The organism is Pseudomonas sp. C2B4 (assembly GCF_013359695.1).
GTDB lineage: Bacteria > Pseudomonadota > Gammaproteobacteria > Pseudomonadales > Pseudomonadaceae > Aquipseudomonas.
In genome coordinates this window covers 23,712-43,823 of sequence record NZ_JABFMU010000039.1, presented here as the reverse complement: position 1 = coordinate 43,823, position 20,112 = coordinate 23,712, and the positions used below count along the sequence as shown (strand labels likewise).

Below are 20,112 nucleotides of genomic sequence, written 5' to 3'. Positions count from 1 at the left end.
CACTTCAGGCCTCGATTGCTTTCGCGGAAACTTTCTCTTCCGTCGGCACGTCATGCAGGGAAATCCGCGAAGTCTCCCGCAAGGCCAAGCCACCCGCGAGCCCCAGCAAGGCCACCAGCATCAGGTAGAAGGCCGGCGACAGGTTGCTGCCGGTGGTGCTGATCAGCCAGGTCGCCATCAGCGGCGCCGTACCGCCAAACAGGGTATAGGCCATGTTGTAGGTGACGGCCGATGCGGTGTAGCGGGTTCGGGTCGGGAAGGTTTCCGAGAGCAGGGCCGCGGTGACCACGTTGCACAGCACCGCGCCCGTCGCCAGCAGCATGACGCCGATGATGGAGGCGGCGAACGAGCCGGAACTGGCCATCAGGAACGCGGGATACACGACCACGATCAACAAGGCGCAGGCGCTCATCACTGTCTTTCTGCGTCCAACCCGGTCCGAGTACAGCCCGGCCAACGGACAGACCGCCGCCGCGAACATCAGGGCAATCAGCGACACCAGCAACGCGGTGGCGCGGCTCAGGCCGCCCGCGACCTGCAGGTAGGTCGTGAAGTAGGTGGTGAACATGTAAAACGACAGCGCCGTGAGCGACACAAAAGCGCCCAGGCAGCACATCGCTGCACCGTGGTTGCGCAGGGTTTCCTTGAGCGGGGAGTGGGCGACGTCCTTTTCCTGGGTGACCGCCTGGAACGCGGGTGTCTCGTCCAGCTTCCAGCGCAGGTACAGACCGACAAGACCCAAAGGCGCAGCCACCAGGAACGGCAGGCGCCAGCCCCAGCTGGCCATTGCTTCGGCGGACAGGGAGGCCTCCAGCGCATAAGCCAACACCGCTGCCGAGGCGAAGGCGGCAAAGGTCGACACCGGAATGAAGCTGCCGTACCAGGCGCGCTTGTCATTCGGTGCGTGCTCCATCAGGTACGCGCAGGCGCCGGCGTATTCACCCCCGGCGGAAAAGCCCTGGGCGCAACGAATCAGCGACAGCAGAATCGGCGCCGCGACCCCGATGGCGGCATAGGTGGGCAAAAGCCCGATCAAGGTTGTGGCGGCGGCCATCAACAGAATTGTTGCCGCCAAGGTTCGCTTGCGACCGATCTTGTCGCCCAGCATGCCGAAGAAAATCCCGCCAAGGGGCCGAAACGCAAAGGCCACGGCGAACACCGCAAAGGTCTTGAGCAACGCGGCACTGGCATCGCCGCTGGGGAAAAATTGCTGGGCGATGGTGGTGGCCAGGAAGCCATAGACGGCGAAGTCGAACCACTCGACAAAATTGCCGATGCCGGCGGCGACAATCACTTTCCTCAGGGTTTGCGGGCTGACCTGTTCCATAGCGGTGCTCGTCATGCTTGACCTCGACATTTCGTCAGTGAGCGTTCGATTATCGGGGCAGCCACTGATGCGACTCACTTCAAAAGTGTCATCCGCATAGTCAGCACCGACGTGATGCCGCTGAACGAAGCAGGATTCGCGCCAGCACGGCTCAGAAGGTCAAGCACCTGCGCAACTGCACCGGACTGATGCCAAGCCGTTGCCTGAAGGCGGTCGCCATGTGCGCCTGGGAGTTGAAGCCGCAGGCGAGGGCGATCTGCGCCAGCGTGGCGGTGGAGTCGCGCATCAGGGCACGGGCCCTGGCGAGACGTCGGTCGATCAGGTAACTGTGCGGGCTCTGGCCGGTCGCCTGCTTGAAGGCGCGCATGAAATAGCCTTCGGACAACCCCAACTCATCCGCCATTACCTTCACCCCCAGCGCACCGTCGAGGCCCGCATCAATGAACTCATCGAGCAAGCGCATCCGTTTGCCGGTGATTGAACCTGAGGGCACTGACGGCGGCGCATCGTCCGCCTGTGTCCGTTGCGCCAGCGCCAGTGCCCAGGCTTCCCAGTCGTCCTCCACCGAGGGCCGCAACAACGCGCCGCGCATGCGCAGTGCGAGGGCGATCGCTTGCGGATCGATGCGATTGTTGAAGGCACGGTCCCCCGGCAGCGCAAGACCGTCGCGGCGCATGATCCGCAGGTATTCACCGCCCTCGGGTGACTCGGAAAACACGTCGCAGCCGGCGGGGACGAATGCCAGACCGTTGGGCATGGCATCGAAGGGCTGAACCCGGTCACTGCCGATGGCGTGCAGGCCGCGCTGGCTGTCGAAGGCAAAGCCGATCGCCGACTGGGACGCGACATAGCGGGTCGCGTAGGCGGCGCCGGGTAACAATTCGATGGCCCAGGGCCCAGCCTCGATACGACGGACCGGTTCGGAGGGGAGTGGCGGCAGGCGGCGGTTTCGATGGCTCATAGGCACCATAGTAGTGAAGCAGGGGCCCAAAAGTCAGGTCAGTTTTTTGAAAGTCAGCGTCATGCGCCCCTGTCTAGACTGGGCACAACCCAAGGGAGAACGACTCATGCACAGACTGACCCTCGACGATATCGAACAAGCCGCTCGCCAGGTGTACCAGGCCATGCCTGCCACTGCCCAGTACCCCTGGCCGTTGTTGGCCGAGCGTCTGGGTTGCACGGTGTGGGTCAAACACGAAAACCACACCCCCACAGGGGCCTTCAAGGTGCGTGGTGGCATTACCTTCATGCACTGGCTCAAAAGTACGCACCCGGGCATCAAGGGGATTGTCAGCGCGACCCGCGGCAACCATGGCCAGAGCCTGGCAATGGCCGCCGGCGCGCTGGGCTTGCAGGCGCTGATTGTCGTGCCCGAAGGCAACTCGGTAGAAAAGAACAGTGCCATGCGCGCCTTTGGCGGCGAAGTGGTCGAGTTTGGCCGTGATTTCGATGAGGCCCGTGAGGAGGCCGCACGGCTGGCGCAACTGCATGACCTTTACCTGGTTCCACCGTTTCATACCGAGCTGGTCAAAGGCGTGGCCACTTATGCGCTGGAGCTGTTCAAGGCTGCACCGGATCTGGATACCGTCTATGTGCCAATCGGCTGTGGATCGGGCATTTGCGGGGTGATCGCCGCCCGCGACGCACTGGGCCTGAAGACCCGCGTCGTGGGCGTGGTGTCCACCGAAGCCGAGGCCGCCAAATTGTCGTTCGAGGCGGGAGAAATACGCGAAACCGCCTCGGCCAATACCTTTGCCGACGGCCTTGCCGTGCGCAGGCCCATTGCGGAAGCCTTTGCCGTCTACGCGGAAGGTGCGCAGCGCATCGTCTCGGTCAGTGAGGCACAGGTAGCCGAGGCCATGCGCGTGTATTACACCGACACCCACAATCTCGCCGAAGGGGCAGGTGCGGCGGCCCTGGCGGCGCTCATTCAGGAGCGAGAAACCATGGTGGGCAAAAGGGTGGGGGTGATCCTGTCCGGCGGGAACGTTGATCGAGCGGTGTATGCCAAAGTGATTGAGTAAAAAGATCCAACTGTGGGAGCGAGTACAGCCGGCAGACATCGGATATTCAATCGATCAGCCGCCTTCTCTCTGAAAGCACAATACATCCCGCTGAAAAACCGGATAATGGCGGCCAAATCGTCTGCTCGCTATTCTGGTAATCCCGCATGGAAATCAAGGTCAATTTTCTCGACAACCTTCGACTTGAAGCCAAGTTCGATGACTTCACGGTCATCGCCGACCAGCCAATCCGCTACAAGGGCGATGGCTCGGCACCGGGTCCGTTCGACTACTTTCTGGCTTCGTCGGCCTTGTGTGCGGCTTACTTTGTGAAGTTGTACTGCGAAACCCGAAACATCCCCACGGATAACATCCGCCTGTCGCAGAACAACATTGTTGACCCGGAAAACCGCTACAACCAGATCTTCAAGATCCAGGTCGAGTTGCCGGCGGACATCTCGGACAAGGACCGCCAGGGCATTTTGCGTTCCATCGACCGTTGCACGGTGAAGAAGGTGGTGCAGGCGGGGCCTGAGTTTGTGATCGAGGAAGTGGAAAACCTCGATGCCGATGCCCAGGCGTTGTTGATGCCTGCTTCTAATTTAGAGGGTGCGTCGGAGGCGAGCACCTATATCCTCGGCAAGGACCTGCCGCTGGAACAAACCATCGCCAACATGTCGGGCATCCTGGCCGACCTGGGCATGAAGATCGAAATCGCTTCGTGGCGCAACATCGTGCCCAATGTCTGGTCGCTGCATATTCGCGATGCGCACTCGCCGATGTGCTTTACCAACGGCAAGGGCGCGACCAAGGAAAGTGCATTGGCGTCGGCGCTGGGCGAGTTTATCGAGCGGCTCAACTGCAACTTCTTCTACAACGATCAGTTCTGGGGCGAAGAGATCGCCAACGCGCCGTTTGTGCATTACCCGGATGAGCGCTGGTTCCAGCCTGGCCGCAAGGATGAGCTGCCGCCTGAAATCCTCGACGAATATTGCCTGAAGATCTACAACCGCGATGGCGAGCTGCGTGGCTCGCATCTGTTCGACAGCAACTCCGGCAATGAAGCGCGCGGCATCTGTTCGCTGCCGTACGTGCGTCAGTCGGACGGTGAGGTGGTGTATTTCCCGTCCAACCTGATCGAAAACCTGTACCTCAGCAACGGCATGAGCGCCGGCAACACCCTGGCGGAAGCCCAGGTGCAGTGCCTGTCGGAGATCTTCGAACGTGCGGTGAAACGCGAAATCATCGAAGGTGAATTCGCACTGCCGGACGTGCCGCAGCATGTGCTGGCGAAATACCCGGGGATTCTGGCCGGCATTGAGGCGTTGGAAGCCCAGGGCTTCCCGGTGTTGGTCAAGGATGCTTCGCTGGGTGGTGAGTTCCCGGTGATGTGCGTCACCTTGATGAACCCGCGCACCGGGGGTGTCTTCGCCTCGTTCGGCGCGCACCCAAGCCTTGAAGTGGCGTTGGAGCGCAGCCTGACTGAATTGCTGCAGGGCCGCAGCTTCGAAGGCTTGAACGATCTGCCGCAGCCGACCTTCGAAGGCCATGCAGTCACCGAGCCGAACAACTTCGTCGAGCACTTCATCGACTCCAGCGGCGTGGTGTCGTGGCGCTTCTTCAGCTCCAAGTCGGATTACGAGTTCGTGGAGTGGGATTTCTCCGGCCAGGGTGAAAACTCCAATGCCGACGAAGCCGCGACCTTGTTCGGCATCCTCGAAGGGATGGGCAAGGAAGTCTACATGGCGGTGTATGAGCACATCGGCGCAACCGCCTGCCGCATCCTGGTGCCGGACTATTCGGAAATCTACCCGGTGGACGACCTGATCTGGGACAACACCAACAAGGCCCTGTTCTTCCGCGAAGATATCCTGAACCTGCATCGCCTGGACGAAACCGAGCTGAAGGGCCTGGTGGAGCGTCTGGTGGAAAGCGAGCTGGACGACTACACCGACATCACCACCTTGATCGGCATCGAATTCGACGACAACACGGCCTGGGGCCAGTTGACGATCCTTGAGCTGAAGCTGCTGATCTGGCTCGCCTTGCAGCAATATGAAGAGGCGAAAGAGGCGGTGGAAATGTTCCTGCAATACAACGACAACACGGTCGAGCGCGGCTTGTTTTACCAGGCGGTGAACGCGGTGCTGGAGATGGAACTGGACGAGGATCTGGAACTGCCAGACTACGAGGCCAACTTCCGCCGGATGTTTGGCAACGAGCGTATGGACGCCGCGATCGGTTCCGTGAACGGCAGCGTGCGTTTCTACGGCTTGACCCCGACCAGCATGAAGCTGGAGGGCCTCGACAGGCACTTGCGGCTGATCGACAGCTACAAAAAACTGCATGCAGCACGGGCCAACGTGGCGAATTTATCCCGTTAACCACGCTTCCTGTAGGAGCGAGCCTGCTCGCGAAAAATGTCCGGACAACGCGATCATTCAGACAGTACGCGTTATCGTTGACGTCCATCGCGAGCAGGCTCGCTCCTACAAGGGTTTGGCATTGAGCACGACAACCGCTGGAGCAGATCGCGACTGGTAACCCGATGTATCGGGCTATAGTGGATGCGTTTGCCCACGGATATTGAGGTGCAGAAATGGCCAAGGCCGCAGATGTCGTCGTGCAATGCCTGGAAAACGAAGGCGTCGAGTATGTCTTCGGTATTCCGGGTGAAGAAAACCTGGACCTGCTGGAGTCGCTGCGCAAGTCCCAGATAAAACTGGTCCTGACCCGCCACGAACAATCCGCCGGCTTCATGGCCGCGACCTACGGAAGGCTCACAGGCAAGACCGGCGTCAGTCTGTCGACCCTCGGGCCGGGGGCAACCAACCTGGTCACCGCTGGTGCCTACGCCTACCTGGGCGGCATGCCAATGCTGATGATTACCGGCCAGAAGCCGATCAAGAAATCCAAGCAAGGCCGTTTCCAGATCCTCGACGTCGTCGGCATGATGCAACCGCTGACCAAGTACACCCACCAGCTCGCTTCCGCCGACAACATTCCCTCGCGGGTGCGTGAAGCCTTCCGGCTGGCCGAGGAAGAAAAGCCCGGTGCCGTGCACCTGGAACTGCCGGAAGATATCGCCGCCGAACAAACCGAAAGCCTGCCCATCTCGCCAAGCCTGGTCCGTCGTCCCTTGGCCGAGCACAAGTCCATCGAAGGCGCCGTCGAAAAGCTGAGGGCCGCCCGCAGCCCGATCCTGGTGATCGGCGCCGGCGCCAATCGCAAGATGACCTGCAAGGTTCTCAAGCAACTGATCGACAACACCGGCATCCCGTTTGTCACCACGCAAATGGGCAAGGGCGTGGTGGATGAGCGTCACCCACGCTTTCTCGGCAACGCGGCTCTCTCTGCCGGTGACTTTGTGCACCGTGCCGTCGAGGCCGCCGACCTGATCGTCAACATCGGCCACGACGTCATCGAGAAGCCGCCGTTTTTCATGGTCCGTGGCGGCACTGAAGTGATCCACATCAACTTCCGATCTGCGGAAGTCGACCCCGTTTATTTCCCACAGATCGAAGTGGTGGGCGACATCGCCAACGCCGTGTGGCAGATCGGTGAGGCGCTACAGGTCCAGCCGCACTGGGACTTCAGCCGCCTGATGGCGATCCGCGAAGCCAACGAAGCGCAGATCATCGAGGGCGCGGATGACAACCGCTTCCCGATCTACCCGCAGCGATTCGTCGCCGACGTGCGTCGTGCCTTGCCGTCCGAGGGCATCGTCGCGCTGGACAACGGCATCTACAAGATCTGGTTCGCCCGCAACTACAAGGCCCACAAGCCCAACACCGTGCTGCTGGATAACGCGCTGGCGACCATGGGCGCGGGCCTGCCGTCGGCGATGGCCTCGCACCTGGTCTACCCGGACCGTCCGGTGGTCGCGGTGTGCGGTGACGGCGGTTTCATGATGAACAGCCAGGAACTGGAAACCGCTGTGCGCCTGAAGATGAACCTGACGGTGATCATCCTGCGCGACGACGCCTACGGCATGATCCGCTGGAAACAGTCGAACATGGGCTTCACCGATTTCGGCCTGGACTATGGCAACCCGGATTTCGTCATGTACGCGCAAAGCTATGGCGCCAAGGGGCATCGGGTGGAAAGCGCCGAAGGCTTCCTGCCGCTGTTGCAACGCTGCATCAGCGAGCCGGGCGTGCACGTGATCGATTGCCCGGTGGATTATTCGGAGAATGATTTCATTCTCAACAGCGAGCTCAAGCGCAGAAGCGCATTGGTCTGATTGTTTCAGTACCGCTGGAGCAGGGCGGTTTCGATACCATTGAGCAGCCTGTCGGCATCACAAGGTTTGGGCCGACAGGTACGATCGCAACGCGCAGGCGTTGAACAGCGGACGCATTATCCTTGCCGGGTAGAGAAGATCGCCGGCATTTGCAGATGCTTGTAAATGGCGAAGAATCTCAGGCCGAAAGTGAACACCAGGGCAATCCAGCCGGCGATCCAGAACGACGGGAACACGTCGCGCAAGGCAACGTAGAGGGTGCAGCCCAGCAAGATCGGTGTGGCGTAGATTTCCCGCGACATCAACAGTGAAACCCGTCCTGCCAGGACATCCCGGGCGATGCCGCCTCCAATGCTGGTCAGCACGCCCATCATCACCGCCAACGGCGCGGCAAGGTGCAAGGCCAGCACTTTTTCGGTCGCCGCCAATCCGAACAGGGCCGCGGCCAGACCATCGAGATAGAGCAGCAGGCGATAACGTCGCTGCAGTCCTTTCGTCAGGAAAAACGCCAGCAGTGCAGCAACCAGCGCGGCCCAGATGTAATTGAAGTCGACGATCCAGAAGATCGGCAGATCCAGCAACAGGTCCCGAAGGGTGCCGCCACCAATGGCGGTGATGATGCCCAGCACGACAGCGCCGAACAGATCGACATCGGCTTTTTTGATCGCCAGCACCCCGGTGATCGAAAACACGGCGATGCCCAGCATTTCCTGAAAGTAGAGCATCCTCTATTCCTTACTCCGGTTAGCCGATCACTTTAGACCAATTGATTGTCCGGTGCGCCGGACCGCAAATTGAAGACGCTGCATCCGAGAAGGCCCTGCGAACCATGGCCCTGGTCGCATGGATTTGAAATGTTCGGCATTGCCCGACAGAATCACGCCCCGATCCGGCCAAAGGTGCCGGACGTTCGAGATGAGAAAGGGGTAGCCGTTGAACGAACAGACATTGTCCATGCGCCTTGAGCGCGTGGCGGCACACGTGCCGGCCGGTGCGCGCCTGGCCGATATCGGTTCGGACCACGGCTACTTGCCGGTGGCATTGCTGCGCCGTGGCGTCATTACGGCGGCGGTGGCGGGGGAGGTGGCGCTGACGCCGTTTCGCTCGGCCGAACGCACCGTGCGCGAGAACGGCCTGGAGCCATGGATCACCGTGCGCCTGGCCAATGGCCTGGCGGCGATCGAGCCCGGAGACGGGATTACGGCGATCAGTCTCTGCGGCATGGGCGGCGAGACCATCCGCGACATTCTAGACCGCGATAAGGCGCGCCTGAGCGGTCAGGAGCGGCTGATCCTGCAGCCCAATGGCGGCGAGCAGCCACTGCGTCAATGGCTGATGGACAATGATTACCAGATCCTCTGCGAAGAAGTGCTGCGGGAAAACCGCTTCGACTACGAAATCATCGTCGCCGAGCGCGCCGGGCCTGTGCAGTACACCGCCGAGGAACTGTACTTCGGCCCGCTGCAGATGCAGGCACGCAGCCCGGCGTTCCTGGTCAAGTGGCAGCGCAAGCTGCGGCAGAAGCAGAAGACCCTGAATAACTTCGCCCGGGCGCGGCAGGTCGTTCCCGAGGAAAAGGTGCAGGATGTCGCCCGGCAGGCCCGGTGGATCGCTGAAATGCTGGCTTGAAAAGCGGTGCGATGCGCGCCGTTATCGGTCCAGCAACGGCGCCAGCAGTGCACACATGCCGCGCCAATGCGAACCCTCCCAGTACACCCGCTCACAGGCGTCGCAACGCAGGAAGTGCGAGTAGAGGGTGCTCACCCGTGGCGGTACGTGCGGCCGGGCCAGTTCCGGGCTGATTTCGTGCAGCGGCACGTTGCAATGAAGGCACAGGCTGAAGGGCCTCGCGCTGCGCGCCAGATCGAGGCGCTCGTACAATTCGCGCAGTTGCAGCGACGGTTTCAGGGCATGCACGTAACAACCGTGGCTGATGATCCGCCGCTTGAGCAGCTCGCGGTCGCGGGTCAGCACGATGCGTCCTTGCGTTGCTGCGATCTCGGCGATCTCGCCATCCTCGAAGCCATTGTCGTAGAGCGTGTCGAAACCGCTCATGCGCAACAGGCTGGCCAGCCCGCCCAGGTGCGCATCAGCGATGAAGCGCAACACCCGCAGCGGTTGCGCGCGAACCTTGAGCAGCGGGCTGATGTCCAGGGTTTCGAACTTGGGATACACCGCCAGCCGGTCACCGTCGAAGATCACCCGCCCGAAGCCCGCCGACTCGCCGTTGAGCAACACCAGCTCGACCTCGGTGTGCGGCACCCCGAGCGCCTCGATCATGTGCTTGACCGTCGCCCCTTGCGCGCACTCGCAGGTGAAGGACTGCCGCCGCCGTTCGGCCGGCAGGAAATCGTTGAGCTCCTCGTAGAAGCGGAACGTTGCACTGGTCATGCTGCGGACGATCCCTGCTGATCCACGTGCCCCTTTATCGCCAGGACGTTGCAGGGCACCTTGTACAGCACGTGCTCCGTGGTACTGCCCATCAGCCTGTGCAGCCCTTTTCGGTGCGTATCACCCATGATGATCACGTCGGCCCGGCTATGGGCGGCGAAGTCGGACATCACTTTGGTGGGCGAACCTTCAAGGAAGTGTTGGCGTTCGGAGGGAACCTGGTAGTTGTCAGCCAAGGTCGTGAAGGCATGCTGCAGTGACCGACGTACGTCGGTGCTGAAGCCTGGCATCGTCACGGCGCCGGCGCCGGCATCGGAGATGTGTGTTTGCGATGGATCGAAGGCGTGCAGCAGGTGCAGCTCTGCTTCGCACTGGTTTGTCATGCGCTGCGCAGCCTGGATGATGCGATCGTTAAGGTCGGTGATCGGATGGTCTGGATGCGACAGATCCACGGCGGCCACGATCACCCGTGGCAGTGGACACCTGACCTCGCTGACCAGATGAACGGCAACCGGGCAATCGCGCAACAGATGCCAATCCAGAGGCGTGGCGAAGACACGTTTGAGTGTCGATTCGTGATGGACGTCCTTGATCACCAGGTCCGGTTGCAAGTCCTTCACATGCTGAAGGATTTCCTGCAATACGTCCCGAGCCAATACCACTTCGGTGGTCACCGTAATGCCATTGCCGCGTATCAGCTGGGCTTCATCTTGCAGCCACTTCTGATTCTCCTGCTGGCAGATTTCGCGAAAATGCTCATTCCCGCTCATCAACCCCAGGATGTCGACGTCTTCGATGAACACTGCGATATGCAGCAGGGCGTCAGTGGCTTTGGCCAGGGCAACTGCGCGCTCCAGCGCCGGCGTGTGACGCATGGTGGGACCGACAATCAGAAAGAGGCGTTGATATTGGCTCATGTCGCACCTCCAGGGTTCTGGATGATCCGTTGGTTGGCGCCGGTCATCTCGCGTGCCACACCCTTGGCAACGTCCTGCCGCCTCAACTTCCCGGATCGACACTACCAATATACGCCTGCATTCTTTGAATGGCGCTGGACGAGTCGTCCTGCGCATATAAAGTGCGCAGTGTCTTTTTGACGATGCCGACTTCAAGCGAGAGTGTTAGATGACCAGCAAGTGCGAACGACACATGATCCGTCAGGCCAATGCAAACGATGAAGTCGCGGTGCGCGCGTGTGCCGAGCAAGCCTATGCCCGGTATGTTCCCCTGATCGGTCGCAAGCCTGCGCCGATGCTGGCGGATTTCCGGACGCAGATTGCAGCCGGTCATGTGTACCTTTGCACCGGGGAGCAAGACGAATTGCGAGGATTCATCGTCTTCTTTCCGGTCGACCGGCACATGTTTCTCGAAAACGTGGCCGTGTCTGAAACAGGGCGCGGGAAAGGCATCGGCAAATCGCTCGTGCAATTCTGCGAGGCCGAGGCGATGCGCCTGGGGCTTGGCAGTGTTCATCTCTACACGAATGAGAAGATGACCGACAATCTGTCCATCTATCCAAGGCTCGGTTACGTCGAAGTCCAGCGGCGCTCGGAGGATGGCTTCAATCGCGTCTACTTCGAAAAGCGCCTGGATTGATCACTCACTGCTTGTAGCCAATCTGCCGCAACAGGTTCTTGCGCCACGCAATGTCGTCATCGCCTTCAATGTCCTTGGCACAAAAGCCATCCACGACGCCCAGGATGGCTCGCCCTTGTTCCGTCTCTGCCACCACCACTTCCGTTGGATTGGCCGTTGCACAAAAAATACGGCACACCTCTGGCACCATTTTCAGGGTGTTCAGCACGTTCAGCGGATAGAAACCGTCACCCAGGAAAAGGATGAAGCTATGGCCGGCGGCGATGGCTTTGGCATTTTTCTGTGCCAGTTCGATCATTGAGGCATCGGTGCCGGACCATCGCACCAGGCATTTGCCGGACGCTTCACAAAAGGCCACGCCAAACCGGATGCCTGGCACGGTATTGACCAACGCTTCGTGGATGTCCTCGACGGACTTGATGAAGTGCGTCTGGCCCAGAATGAAGTTCGTTTCGTCCGGCTTTTCGATTTTTAACGTGATCAGTTGCATCGCAAACACCTCCTTACACGATGGTGCAAACAGCGCCTGGCATCAGATCAAGCATAGCCATTCAATCAATGGTGTTCCCTCCAGGGCCTGCTTTTGGCCGAATCCGTTGAAAAACCGGATTTTCAGATCACCTCAATTCAGCACAAGCCAATTTGTTACGAAATGATAAAAAATTGTCGTCGAATGAAAAGTCGACCCTGAAATCATCGCGTAGAAAAAGTCGCTGGCGACATCGGAATCGAGATGTTCTGCCGACCACTGCTTGTCTCACGTTTCCCCCTTTCCAGCGATGGGCATCACATGAGGGACCGCCGATGGCTGGAGCCAACTGCTCAACACCTATAAGAAGAAACAAAATATGCTCAGAAATATCAGTATTGCTTGGCGTGCCTCCATTGGATTCAGCCTAGTTGCAGCGTTGACCGCGGGGTTGGGGATATTTGCGCTGTCCAAGCTGGATGACATGCGTGAAAGTACCCGGCAAATCAGTGACGATTGGCTGCCCGGCGTGATGGCCTTGAGTCACGGCGCGCAAAACGTTCAACGCATCCGTGCGCTGACCCTGCGCGTCATGATCAGCCGCGATCCACAGAGCCTCGAGCAGAACTACAGCAAGATGGACGCGCTCAAGGCTGAAACCCGCAACGAAATGGAGCAGTACGAAAAAACCATTCTCGTCGATGAAGACAGGGCGTTGTACGAGCGCTTCAAGACCGCCGCAGCGGCCTACATGTCACTTCAGGCTAAAGTGATCGATCTGTCCCGCAAGGACCAACTCGACGAAGCCCGAAACATTATCAATGGTGAGATGAACCAGCGTGCGGATGCGCTGAGCAAGACACTCGCCGACCTGATCGAATTCAATAACCGTGGCGCCAATGGCGCTGCTTCCAACAGCGTCGAAGTTTTCAAAAGTGCTCGCGGTGGCGTTATGGGCGTGCTGTTGGTCGTCGCACTGGCGTCATGCGCCGTGGCCGTTGGCTTGATTCGCAGTATCGTCCTGCCATTGCGTCAATCGGTCCGGTTGGCCGAGACGGTGGCCACCGGCAACCTCACCACGCACACCGTGGTGATCGGCAACGATGAGCCCGCACGGTTGATGGCGGCATTGGCAACCATGCAGGGCAATTTGCGCGACACCATCACGGCCATTGCCGAGTCCTCCAATCAACTGGCGTCGGCTGCCGAAGAATTGAGCGCCGTCACCGAAGATGCCAGTCGTGGGCTGCACCAGCAAAATGGCGAGATCGAGCAGGCGGCCACGGCGATCAATGAAATGACCAGCGCAGCCGAGGATGTTGCCCGCAACGCGATCTCCACGGCCGATGCCACGCGCGCGTCGGACCTGACCGCGCAGCAAGGCCGGGAGCAGGTGTTGCGCACCGTTGACGCGATTGGCGAACTGGCGAGCGGCGTAACGGCAACGGCCGGTGAGGTAGAAAACCTGGCAGACCGGGTGCGGGACATCAGCCAGGTGGTCGATGTCATTCGCACGGTTGCCGAGCAAACCAATTTACTGGCACTGAACGCTGCCATCGAAGCGGCCAGGGCAGGGGAGGCCGGTCGCGGTTTTGCCGTGGTCGCCGATGAAGTGCGCAGCCTCGCCCATCGTACCCAGCGCTCGACCCAGGAAATCGAGCAACTGGTCACGGCCATCGAACAGGGCACGGTACAGGCAGTCAATGCGATGCAAGGCAGCAATACCCGCGCGCGCGACACGCTGGAGGTGGCCCAGGCAGCGGGGCAGGCCCTCGATCAGATTACCTCGTCGTTCACCCACATCAATGAACGCAACCTGGTGATCGCCAGTGCCGCCGAGCAGCAGGCGCAGGTAGCCCGGGAAGTGGATGGCAATCTCGCCAACATCCGCGAGCTGGCATCGCAGACCGCCGCCGGTGCGACACAAACCAGCGCCGCCAGCCAGGAACTGTCGCGCCTGGCCGTTTCACTCAACGGTCTGGTGTCGAGATTCGTGGTTTAACGCCTGGCGATCGCAACCCAAATGGCTGGCTTCAGCGCCAGCCGTTTTGGCCAGCGCCTCTTTAGTTCGTTCGGTTGAGCACCAGCAAACGTGCTGCTAAAGCGGTCATGACCACTGCGAAGCCGTAAGCCCCCAACCGGCTAGAGATCATTCCGTTACCCAGGCGCCCGTGCAGCCGTCCGGCACAAACGCTGAGCAGGGCATGAAAGGCCAAGGCGATCAGCGCAAGCAACACACCCAACACCATCACCTGCAGGGTGACACTGCGGGTGCCCAGGGTGACGAATTGCGGCAGGAACACCATGAAGAACAACAGCGCCTTGGGATTCAACAGGCTGTTGAGGGTGGCTCGAACAAAGATCTTGCGCAGCGACGCCAGTGCAGGTCGGGCATCGGTATTCGCTGACGGTGCCCTCAATGCTTGCCACGCCAGCCACAGCAGATAACAAGCGCCGGCCCATCGCAGCACATCAAACGCCGGCGTCCAACTCATCACCAGCGCACCGAGACCCGCACTGACCATGGCAGTCATCAGCACGTCGGCCAGGGTGATCCCCAGTGCCGCGGCGAAACCGGCGCGCCAGCCGTGGGCAATGGCGTGGCTGGTGACGAACGCCATGTTCGGGCCCGGCACGATCAACAACAGTAGGGCGGCGATAACGAACAGGTACAGGTTGGTGGCGTCCGGCATGGTGCAACTCCTCCTGGGATGAGTCACAAGGCTAACCATTAGCGCACGCGCAGCAGCAGATACAGTGGGGCTGGATTTGATAGCAACAGTCAGGGGCGTGGCGGGGGCCCTTGCCGGTCAATCAAAATACGTTCGCCAGCCTTTATTCACTCCAGCAGCGAAGCTTTCTTGAGCAGATCGTAAAGCCCTTCAGGGACTAGCGGTGATTCAGCGGTGAAGCTGGAGCTGTTGCACCACAGGGCTCTGAACGGTGCCCCGTCGCTTTCATGGCCTTGCAGCCAGGGTTTTTCGTAGACGCCTGCGTCGTCAAACCGTGCATCGTAGACCTGGACAATCTCGTGTCCCGGCTTGCCCGCGTAGGTGAAAATGCTTTCCAGCGTGCCAATCAGTCGAACGTCGCGGATCGAAAGGCCCAGTTCTTCCTGCACTTCCCGGGCGATGGCATCGACACTCCTTTCACCGAATTCGATTCCACCGCCGATGGGGCGAAAGAGTGTCCGCTTCTCAACGGCATCCTGAAAATGGTTGACCAGTATTTTTCCGTGATGATGAAAGATGCACAGCGCGAGAGGGCGAATGCGTTGTTCTGGCACGAGTGAAATTCCCTTTTGACGTGATGGCGTGAAGGGTACTGCATTCCACCCGGTTCGGGCTGGTCAAGACAAAATGGGTTATGAGCTTCGCGGGCTGCAATGGTTGTGACGCCACGCAATCAGGTCGCCAGGACCGAAAAGAAGGGCCTATGTATCGCTGTGTATCCCAACCCCGTGTTCGGAGACTGGCTTACAAATGCCCCGCAATCCGGATACATCCGGGATACACGTGTGCAGTCAAATAGCCCTGCCTCAGCGAGAAAGCAAACGTCTCTCGCACCACGGCTTATCGCCCTTGTGGCATGACCCTTAGCGGCCTGACCGCACACTGTATCCGGAGTAATAACCATGTCCCGTATGTCGAATAAATCCCGCATTGGCCTGATCGCAGTTGCACTGGCCGGCAGCATGAACCTCGCTTCGACCGCGTTCGCCGCAGACGCACTGCCGCAAGGCTACCAACTCGCCGCCGCGGAAAAGACCAGCGAAGGCAAATGTGGCGAAGGCAAATGCGGTGCCGAGGCCGGCGCCAAAGCGACCAAGGCCGGTGAGGGCAAGTGTGGCGAAGGCAAGTGCGGCGCCGATGAAGCCGGTGCCAAAGTGACCAAGGCCGGTGAAGGCAAGTGCGGTGAAGGCAAATGCGGCGACGCGTCCTTTGCCCGTACCGACGCCGACCACGATGGCCGCGTCTCCCTGAAAGAACTGCTGACCGTGGCGCCGAAGGGCGGCGAAGAATTCAAGGCGATGGACACCAACAACGACGGTTTCCTCTCCGAAGGCGAGGTCTACAAGTTCCGCACCAACCAGTTCACCTCGAACGGCAAGAAAGTGCCAACCGAGCTGTTCACCAACATGGCCAAAGCCAAGAGCTGATTGATTGCGTCAACCCAACCTCCCCAGGTTTGTGACTGGGGAGGTTTTTTTATGCCTGGGAAAAATCAGTCAGTCAAAAGCACTTCGATACGCAAAAAGCCCTGGCAACCCACCGGTCATCACAAGCAACACATGGCTGCCCGCCGGATAATCGCCCCGGCGCACGGCAGCCAGCAGACCGGAAAAGGCCTTGCCGCCGTAGACCGGGTCGGTGAGCAAGCCCTCATGGGAGGCCAGCAGGCGTACGGCTTCGAGCATCGCTTCGGTCGGTGCGCCGTAGGCTTCGCCGCGTTGGCTGCCGTCGACGCTGATCGCGTTGTCGGCCAGGGTGGCGGACGGGTCGAGGAGCTGCAGGGTTTGCCGGGTTTTTTCCAGGGTCGTGGCGAATGCCTGTTCTTCGCTCGCCAATACCGAGTAGCCGACGATTTTCGTCGACGACCGGGCGAGGGTGACGCCGGCGAGCAATCCGGAGTGGGTGCCGGCGCTGCCGTTGGGCACGATGATCTGATCGAACCGGATATCGAGCGCATCCGCCTGACGCAGGATCTCGGCGGCGCACGCGGCATAGCCGAGGCTGCCCCGGGGGCTGGAGCCACCGAGTGGCATGACAAAAGGCTTTTTCCCTTGGGTCTTGAGCGTGCGAACCAACTCGGCGGCATAGGTATCCGGTGCCACACCTCGCTGCAACCGATGGACCGTCGCGCCAAACAATCCGTCCAGCAAGACATTGCCGTTGTAGCAAAAGTCGTCGTCGGTGCGCACGGCTGACGGGGTCAGGATCAATTCGCAAGCCAGGCCCTGACGGGCAGCGGTGGCGGCGGTCAATCGGGCGTGGTTGGACTGGAAGCCACCCCAGGTCACCAGGGTGTCGGCGCCTTCGGCCAATGCTTCGCCCAGCAGGAATTCCAGTTTGCGCAGCTTGTTGCCACCGCCGCCGAGACCGGTCAGGTCATCGCGTTTGACGTAGAGGTTGCAGCCGTTCATTTCAGGTAACGGGCTCAAACGGGAGAGTTTCTGGATCGGCGTCGGGCCTTCGAGCAGTGTCGCCCGGGGGTAGGCGGCCAGCGCGGCATCGAGATGAGATAAGTCGTGGGGCATGAAGGATCACTCTTGGCGTGAGGATCGATGACTGTAAGAAGCCGCAGATTGAAGATATACCGATCTTCGGGAATTACTGTTGATACACCGTGTAATCAAACAACGCGGTTGACCGGATGTACCCGTTTCCATTGTGGGAGCGAGCCTGCTCGCGAAAGCGGTGTCACAGTCACAGTCGATGCTGGCTGACCTGACGTCTTCGCGAGCAGGCTCGCTCCCACAATGGACTTATGTTCAGTACTGAATATCTCTTTTGCAGATAACAGTTGCCTGTTTAATTCGTTTACTGAGATATCAACTTCGCGCGTAGAGTCAGCCCGACTGAAGAACGGCATTCGCCTGCACGCCGCTGCTGCCGGCGATTGTCGACGCCCAAACGGAGCACCTGTCCTCGTGAATTATGCCGATCGCAATCTTCCCTATTGGCGCCGCAACCTGGCTGTTTGTGTGTTCGGCTCGTTCACCACGTTGGTGAGCCTGAGCATGCTGTTGCCGTTCTTGCCGCTGTACGTGCAACAACTGGGCGTCACGGCCCAGGCCGATGTGGTGCAGTGGTCGGCCGTGGCGTTTGGCGCGACGTTTTTTGGCACGGCGCTAACCGCGCCGCTGTGGGGGCGGCTGGCCGACCGGTTTGGTCGCAAGCCGATGCTGATCCGTGCGGCCATCGGCATGGCCATTGTGATGTCGCTGATCGGGCTGGCGCGCAATGTCACCGACCTGGTGCTGCTGCGATTGGTCGCCGGGTTGATCGGTGGATACGCCTCGGCGTCCATTGTGATGATTGGCTCCCAGGTGCCCCGGGAAAAGGCTGGCTGGGCCTTGGGTGTGCTGTCGACCGGTGCGTTGTCGGGCAATTTGATCGGGCCGCTGGTGGGTGGTTTTCTGCCGCAGTGGGTGGGCATTCGCGGTACTTTTTTTGTCGGTGGCGCGATGATCGCGGTGGCGGCGATCACCACCATCGTGCTGATTCGCGAGGACTTCGATCGCAGCGTGGACGGCGCGCGGCGTGACAAGCCATCCCAAGGGGAGGGCGCCGGCTCCCGCTGGCCGGTCATCGCCGCGCTGCTGCTGACGGCGATGATGGTGCTGCTGGCCAACATGTCCATCGAGCCGATCATCACCGTCTACATCGGCCACCTCGGCGTGGCCTTCGATGATCAGGCGAAGATCGCCGGCGTGGTGATGGCCTGCTCGGCGCTGGGCAGCATTTTGACCGCCGCCAAATTAGGCGCGCTGGCGGATCGTGTCGGCAGTTGGAACGTGATCATCGCTTGCCTGGTGTTGACCGGCCTGGTCATGGTGCCCCAGGCCTTCGTCACGCAGTGGTGGCAACTGGCGGTATTGCGCGGCCTGATGGGCATGACCCTCGCCGGGCTGCTGCCGGCGATTGCCAAGCTGATACGGCAGTCGGTGCCAGGGCACAGCACCGGCAAGATCCTGGGTTATCTGCAATCGGCACAGTTTTCCGGGCAGGTGATCGGGCCGCTGATCGGTGGCCAGATCGGCGCGCATTTCGGTTTGCACCACGTCTTCCTGGTGACCGGCGCGCTGCTGGTGTTGTGTGCCGGGATCAATGGCTGGGTGAAGAGCCGGTTTGATGCTGCAACGGTCGCTACAGTGCCACGGTAGCGGGCACTCATGACATTTGTGGCGAGGGGATTTATCCCCGTTCGGCTGCGAAGCAGTCGTAAGTCGGGCAATTTGGTGTGCCCGAAGGTAAGAACGGGGCCGCTTCGCGACCCAACGGGGATAAATCCCCTCGCCACAGGTTTCTTGCACACCTGTATTAGTGGTCTTCGCGCACACTCTGCAAAAAGGTCGCCAGCGCGCTGGAGAAGTAACCGTCGATGCGCCGCACGAACACGGTCTCCACTTGCGCCAGTTCCGGCGGCAGATCATGCACCGCGACCAATCCCTCGCGGGCCGCGTTGGCGACCACGCCCCGGGGCAACAGGGTGACCCCGACCCCTGCCGAGACGCAGGCAATGATGGCTTCGATGGAGCCGAATTCCAGCGGTTCGGGGGCGAGGATGCCGAGGCGGGTCAACAGGCTGTCGAGGCGTTGGCGATAGGAGCAGCCGATGCGAAACACCACGGTTTTCAGGTGCTCGACATCGGCGACATCGTCCAGTCTGCGCAGGGCCGGCGAGGTGACCAGCACCAGCTCTTCGCGAAAGGCTGCTTCGCTGTGCAATTCCGGGTGATTGACCGGCCCCACGACGAACGCGCCCTCCAGCTTACAGTCGATGACGCCCTGAATCAGGCTGCAGGTCGTGCCGGTGCGCACCACCGGACGAACCTCGGGGTAGGCCTTGGCGAACTGTGCGATCAGGTGCGGCAGGCGCAGGGCCAGGGTGGTTTCCAGCGTACCGATTTCCAGCACGCCTCTGGGGTGACCGTCATCGCGGGCGGCGCTGGAGGCATCGAGCAACAACTTCGACAGTCGGGCGGCGAAGGGCAGGAAGCGCCGCCCGGCGGGCGTCACCTGCACCCCCTTGGCACTGCGTTGAAACAACGCCACCCCCAGCTCGTCTTCCAACGCGCGAATCCGCGCCGATACGTTCGATTGCACGGTGTTCAGCTCGCTGGCGGCCTTGTTCATGCTGCCGTGGCGCGCCACCGCGTCCACCACCTTGAGATCCGCGACATCCATCGACTTCACCTATCTGTGAAAGTAATAACTGATGCTCAATCTAAGGCGTATGAAAGATGAGTGAAAGGGGAATTTAGGTTCACCAAAAACGATCATCTGATTCACAAATGATCATTTTACATGATCATGTGCCGGGCATAGGTTGAAGGGGCACAGATACCGCAGCCAGTGGC

18 protein-coding genes are annotated in these 20,112 nt (G+C 60.5%); 8 read left to right on the top strand and 10 right to left on the bottom strand.

Annotated features, from left to right (window positions below):
- Positions 1–4: 4 nt before the first annotated feature.
- Positions 5–1,342 (bottom strand): MFS transporter, encoded by a 1,338-nt coding sequence (locus HNQ83_RS21750; RefSeq protein ID WP_175390835.1) that lies wholly within the window; start codon positions 1,340–1,342, stop codon positions 5–7.
- Positions 1,343–1,478: 136 nt separating this feature from the next.
- Positions 1,479–2,297, bottom strand: coding sequence for a helix-turn-helix transcriptional regulator (locus HNQ83_RS21745; protein ID WP_372241924.1), 819 nt, complete (start codon positions 2,295–2,297; stop codon positions 1,479–1,481).
- Positions 2,298–2,394: 97 nt separating this feature from the next.
- Here HNQ83_RS21745 and HNQ83_RS21740 point away from each other — a divergent pair, with 97 nt between their 5' ends.
- From HNQ83_RS21740 to HNQ83_RS21730, 3 genes are all read left to right on the top strand, one after another.
- Complete coding sequence (locus HNQ83_RS21740; RefSeq protein WP_175390833.1) at positions 2,395–3,351, top strand: threonine dehydratase; 957 nt, start codon at positions 2,395–2,397, stop codon at positions 3,349–3,351.
- A 146-nt stretch (positions 3,352–3,497) separates the two neighbouring features.
- Complete coding sequence (locus HNQ83_RS21735; protein WP_175390832.1) at positions 3,498–5,714, top strand: OsmC domain/YcaO domain-containing protein; 2,217 nt, start codon at positions 3,498–3,500, stop codon at positions 5,712–5,714.
- Between the two features lie 215 nt (positions 5,715–5,929).
- On the top strand, positions 5,930–7,573 hold the full coding sequence (locus HNQ83_RS21730) for an acetolactate synthase large subunit (protein ID WP_175390831.1): 1,644 nt from the start codon (positions 5,930–5,932) through the stop codon (positions 7,571–7,573).
- A 116-nt stretch (positions 7,574–7,689) separates the two neighbouring features.
- Here the strand turns inward: HNQ83_RS21730 and HNQ83_RS21725 are convergent, their stop codons facing one another.
- A complete protein-coding gene (locus tag HNQ83_RS21725; RefSeq protein WP_175390830.1) occupies positions 7,690–8,298 on the bottom strand; it encodes a trimeric intracellular cation channel family protein in 609 nt (202 codons plus the stop codon).
- Positions 8,299–8,506: 208 nt separating this feature from the next.
- Between HNQ83_RS21725 and HNQ83_RS21720 the strand changes: the two genes are divergently transcribed.
- Positions 8,507–9,202: a tRNA (adenine(22)-N(1))-methyltransferase TrmK gene (locus tag HNQ83_RS21720; protein WP_306157327.1), complete on the top strand. Its 696-nt coding sequence runs from the start codon at positions 8,507–8,509 to the stop codon at positions 9,200–9,202.
- A gap of 21 nt (positions 9,203–9,223) precedes the next feature.
- On the opposite strand, the gene HNQ83_RS21715 is transcribed toward HNQ83_RS21720, so the two are convergent.
- Positions 9,224–9,964, bottom strand: coding sequence for a Mut7-C RNAse domain-containing protein (locus HNQ83_RS21715; RefSeq protein WP_175390829.1), 741 nt, complete (start codon positions 9,962–9,964; stop codon positions 9,224–9,226).
- Positions 9,961–10,881, bottom strand: coding sequence for a universal stress protein (locus tag HNQ83_RS21710; RefSeq protein ID WP_175390828.1), 921 nt, complete (start codon positions 10,879–10,881; stop codon positions 9,961–9,963). The genes HNQ83_RS21715 and HNQ83_RS21710 overlap by 4 nt, the downstream gene beginning before the upstream one ends.
- A 232-nt stretch (positions 10,882–11,113) precedes the next feature.
- Here HNQ83_RS21710 and HNQ83_RS21705 point away from each other — a divergent pair, with 232 nt between their 5' ends.
- Complete coding sequence (locus HNQ83_RS21705) at positions 11,114–11,560, top strand: GNAT family N-acetyltransferase (protein WP_175390849.1); 447 nt, start codon at positions 11,114–11,116, stop codon at positions 11,558–11,560.
- A 4-nt stretch (positions 11,561–11,564) separates the two neighbouring features.
- On the opposite strand, the gene HNQ83_RS21700 is transcribed toward HNQ83_RS21705, so the two are convergent.
- A complete protein-coding gene (locus HNQ83_RS21700; RefSeq protein ID WP_175390827.1) occupies positions 11,565–12,050 on the bottom strand; it encodes an adenosine-specific kinase in 486 nt (161 codons plus the stop codon).
- Between the two features lie 358 nt (positions 12,051–12,408).
- Here HNQ83_RS21700 and HNQ83_RS21695 point away from each other — a divergent pair, with 358 nt between their 5' ends.
- Entirely contained in the window at positions 12,409–14,031 is a 1,623-nt protein-coding gene (locus HNQ83_RS21695; protein ID WP_175390826.1) for a methyl-accepting chemotaxis protein, read from the top strand.
- A gap of 61 nt (positions 14,032–14,092) precedes the next feature.
- Here HNQ83_RS21695 and HNQ83_RS21690 read toward each other — a convergent pair whose 3' ends face one another.
- On the bottom strand, positions 14,093–14,722 hold the full coding sequence (locus tag HNQ83_RS21690) for a LysE family translocator (RefSeq protein ID WP_175390825.1): 630 nt from the start codon (positions 14,720–14,722) through the stop codon (positions 14,093–14,095).
- A 146-nt stretch (positions 14,723–14,868) separates the two neighbouring features.
- The gene (locus tag HNQ83_RS21685; RefSeq protein ID WP_175390824.1) at positions 14,869–15,315 is read right to left on the bottom strand and encodes an NUDIX domain-containing protein; all 447 of its coding nucleotides are present in this window, start codon (positions 15,313–15,315) and stop codon (positions 14,869–14,871) included.
- A 348-nt stretch (positions 15,316–15,663) separates the two neighbouring features.
- On the opposite strand from HNQ83_RS21685, the gene HNQ83_RS21680 reads away from it, so the two are divergent.
- Positions 15,664–16,188 (top strand): hypothetical protein, encoded by a 525-nt coding sequence (locus tag HNQ83_RS21680; protein WP_175390823.1) that lies wholly within the window; start codon positions 15,664–15,666, stop codon positions 16,186–16,188.
- Between the two features lie 69 nt (positions 16,189–16,257).
- On the opposite strand, the gene HNQ83_RS21675 is transcribed toward HNQ83_RS21680, so the two are convergent.
- Entirely contained in the window at positions 16,258–17,286 is a 1,029-nt protein-coding gene (locus tag HNQ83_RS21675) for a D-cysteine desulfhydrase family protein (RefSeq protein ID WP_175390822.1), read from the bottom strand.
- A 393-nt stretch (positions 17,287–17,679) separates the two neighbouring features.
- Here HNQ83_RS21675 and HNQ83_RS21670 point away from each other — a divergent pair, with 393 nt between their 5' ends.
- Positions 17,680–18,915 (top strand): MFS transporter, encoded by a 1,236-nt coding sequence (locus tag HNQ83_RS21670; RefSeq protein ID WP_175390821.1) that lies wholly within the window; start codon positions 17,680–17,682, stop codon positions 18,913–18,915.
- 157 nt (positions 18,916–19,072) lie between these two features.
- Here HNQ83_RS21670 and HNQ83_RS21665 read toward each other — a convergent pair whose 3' ends face one another.
- Entirely contained in the window at positions 19,073–19,939 is an 867-nt protein-coding gene (locus HNQ83_RS21665; protein WP_175390820.1) for a LysR family transcriptional regulator, read from the bottom strand.
- Between the last annotated feature and the right edge of the window lie 173 nt (positions 19,940–20,112).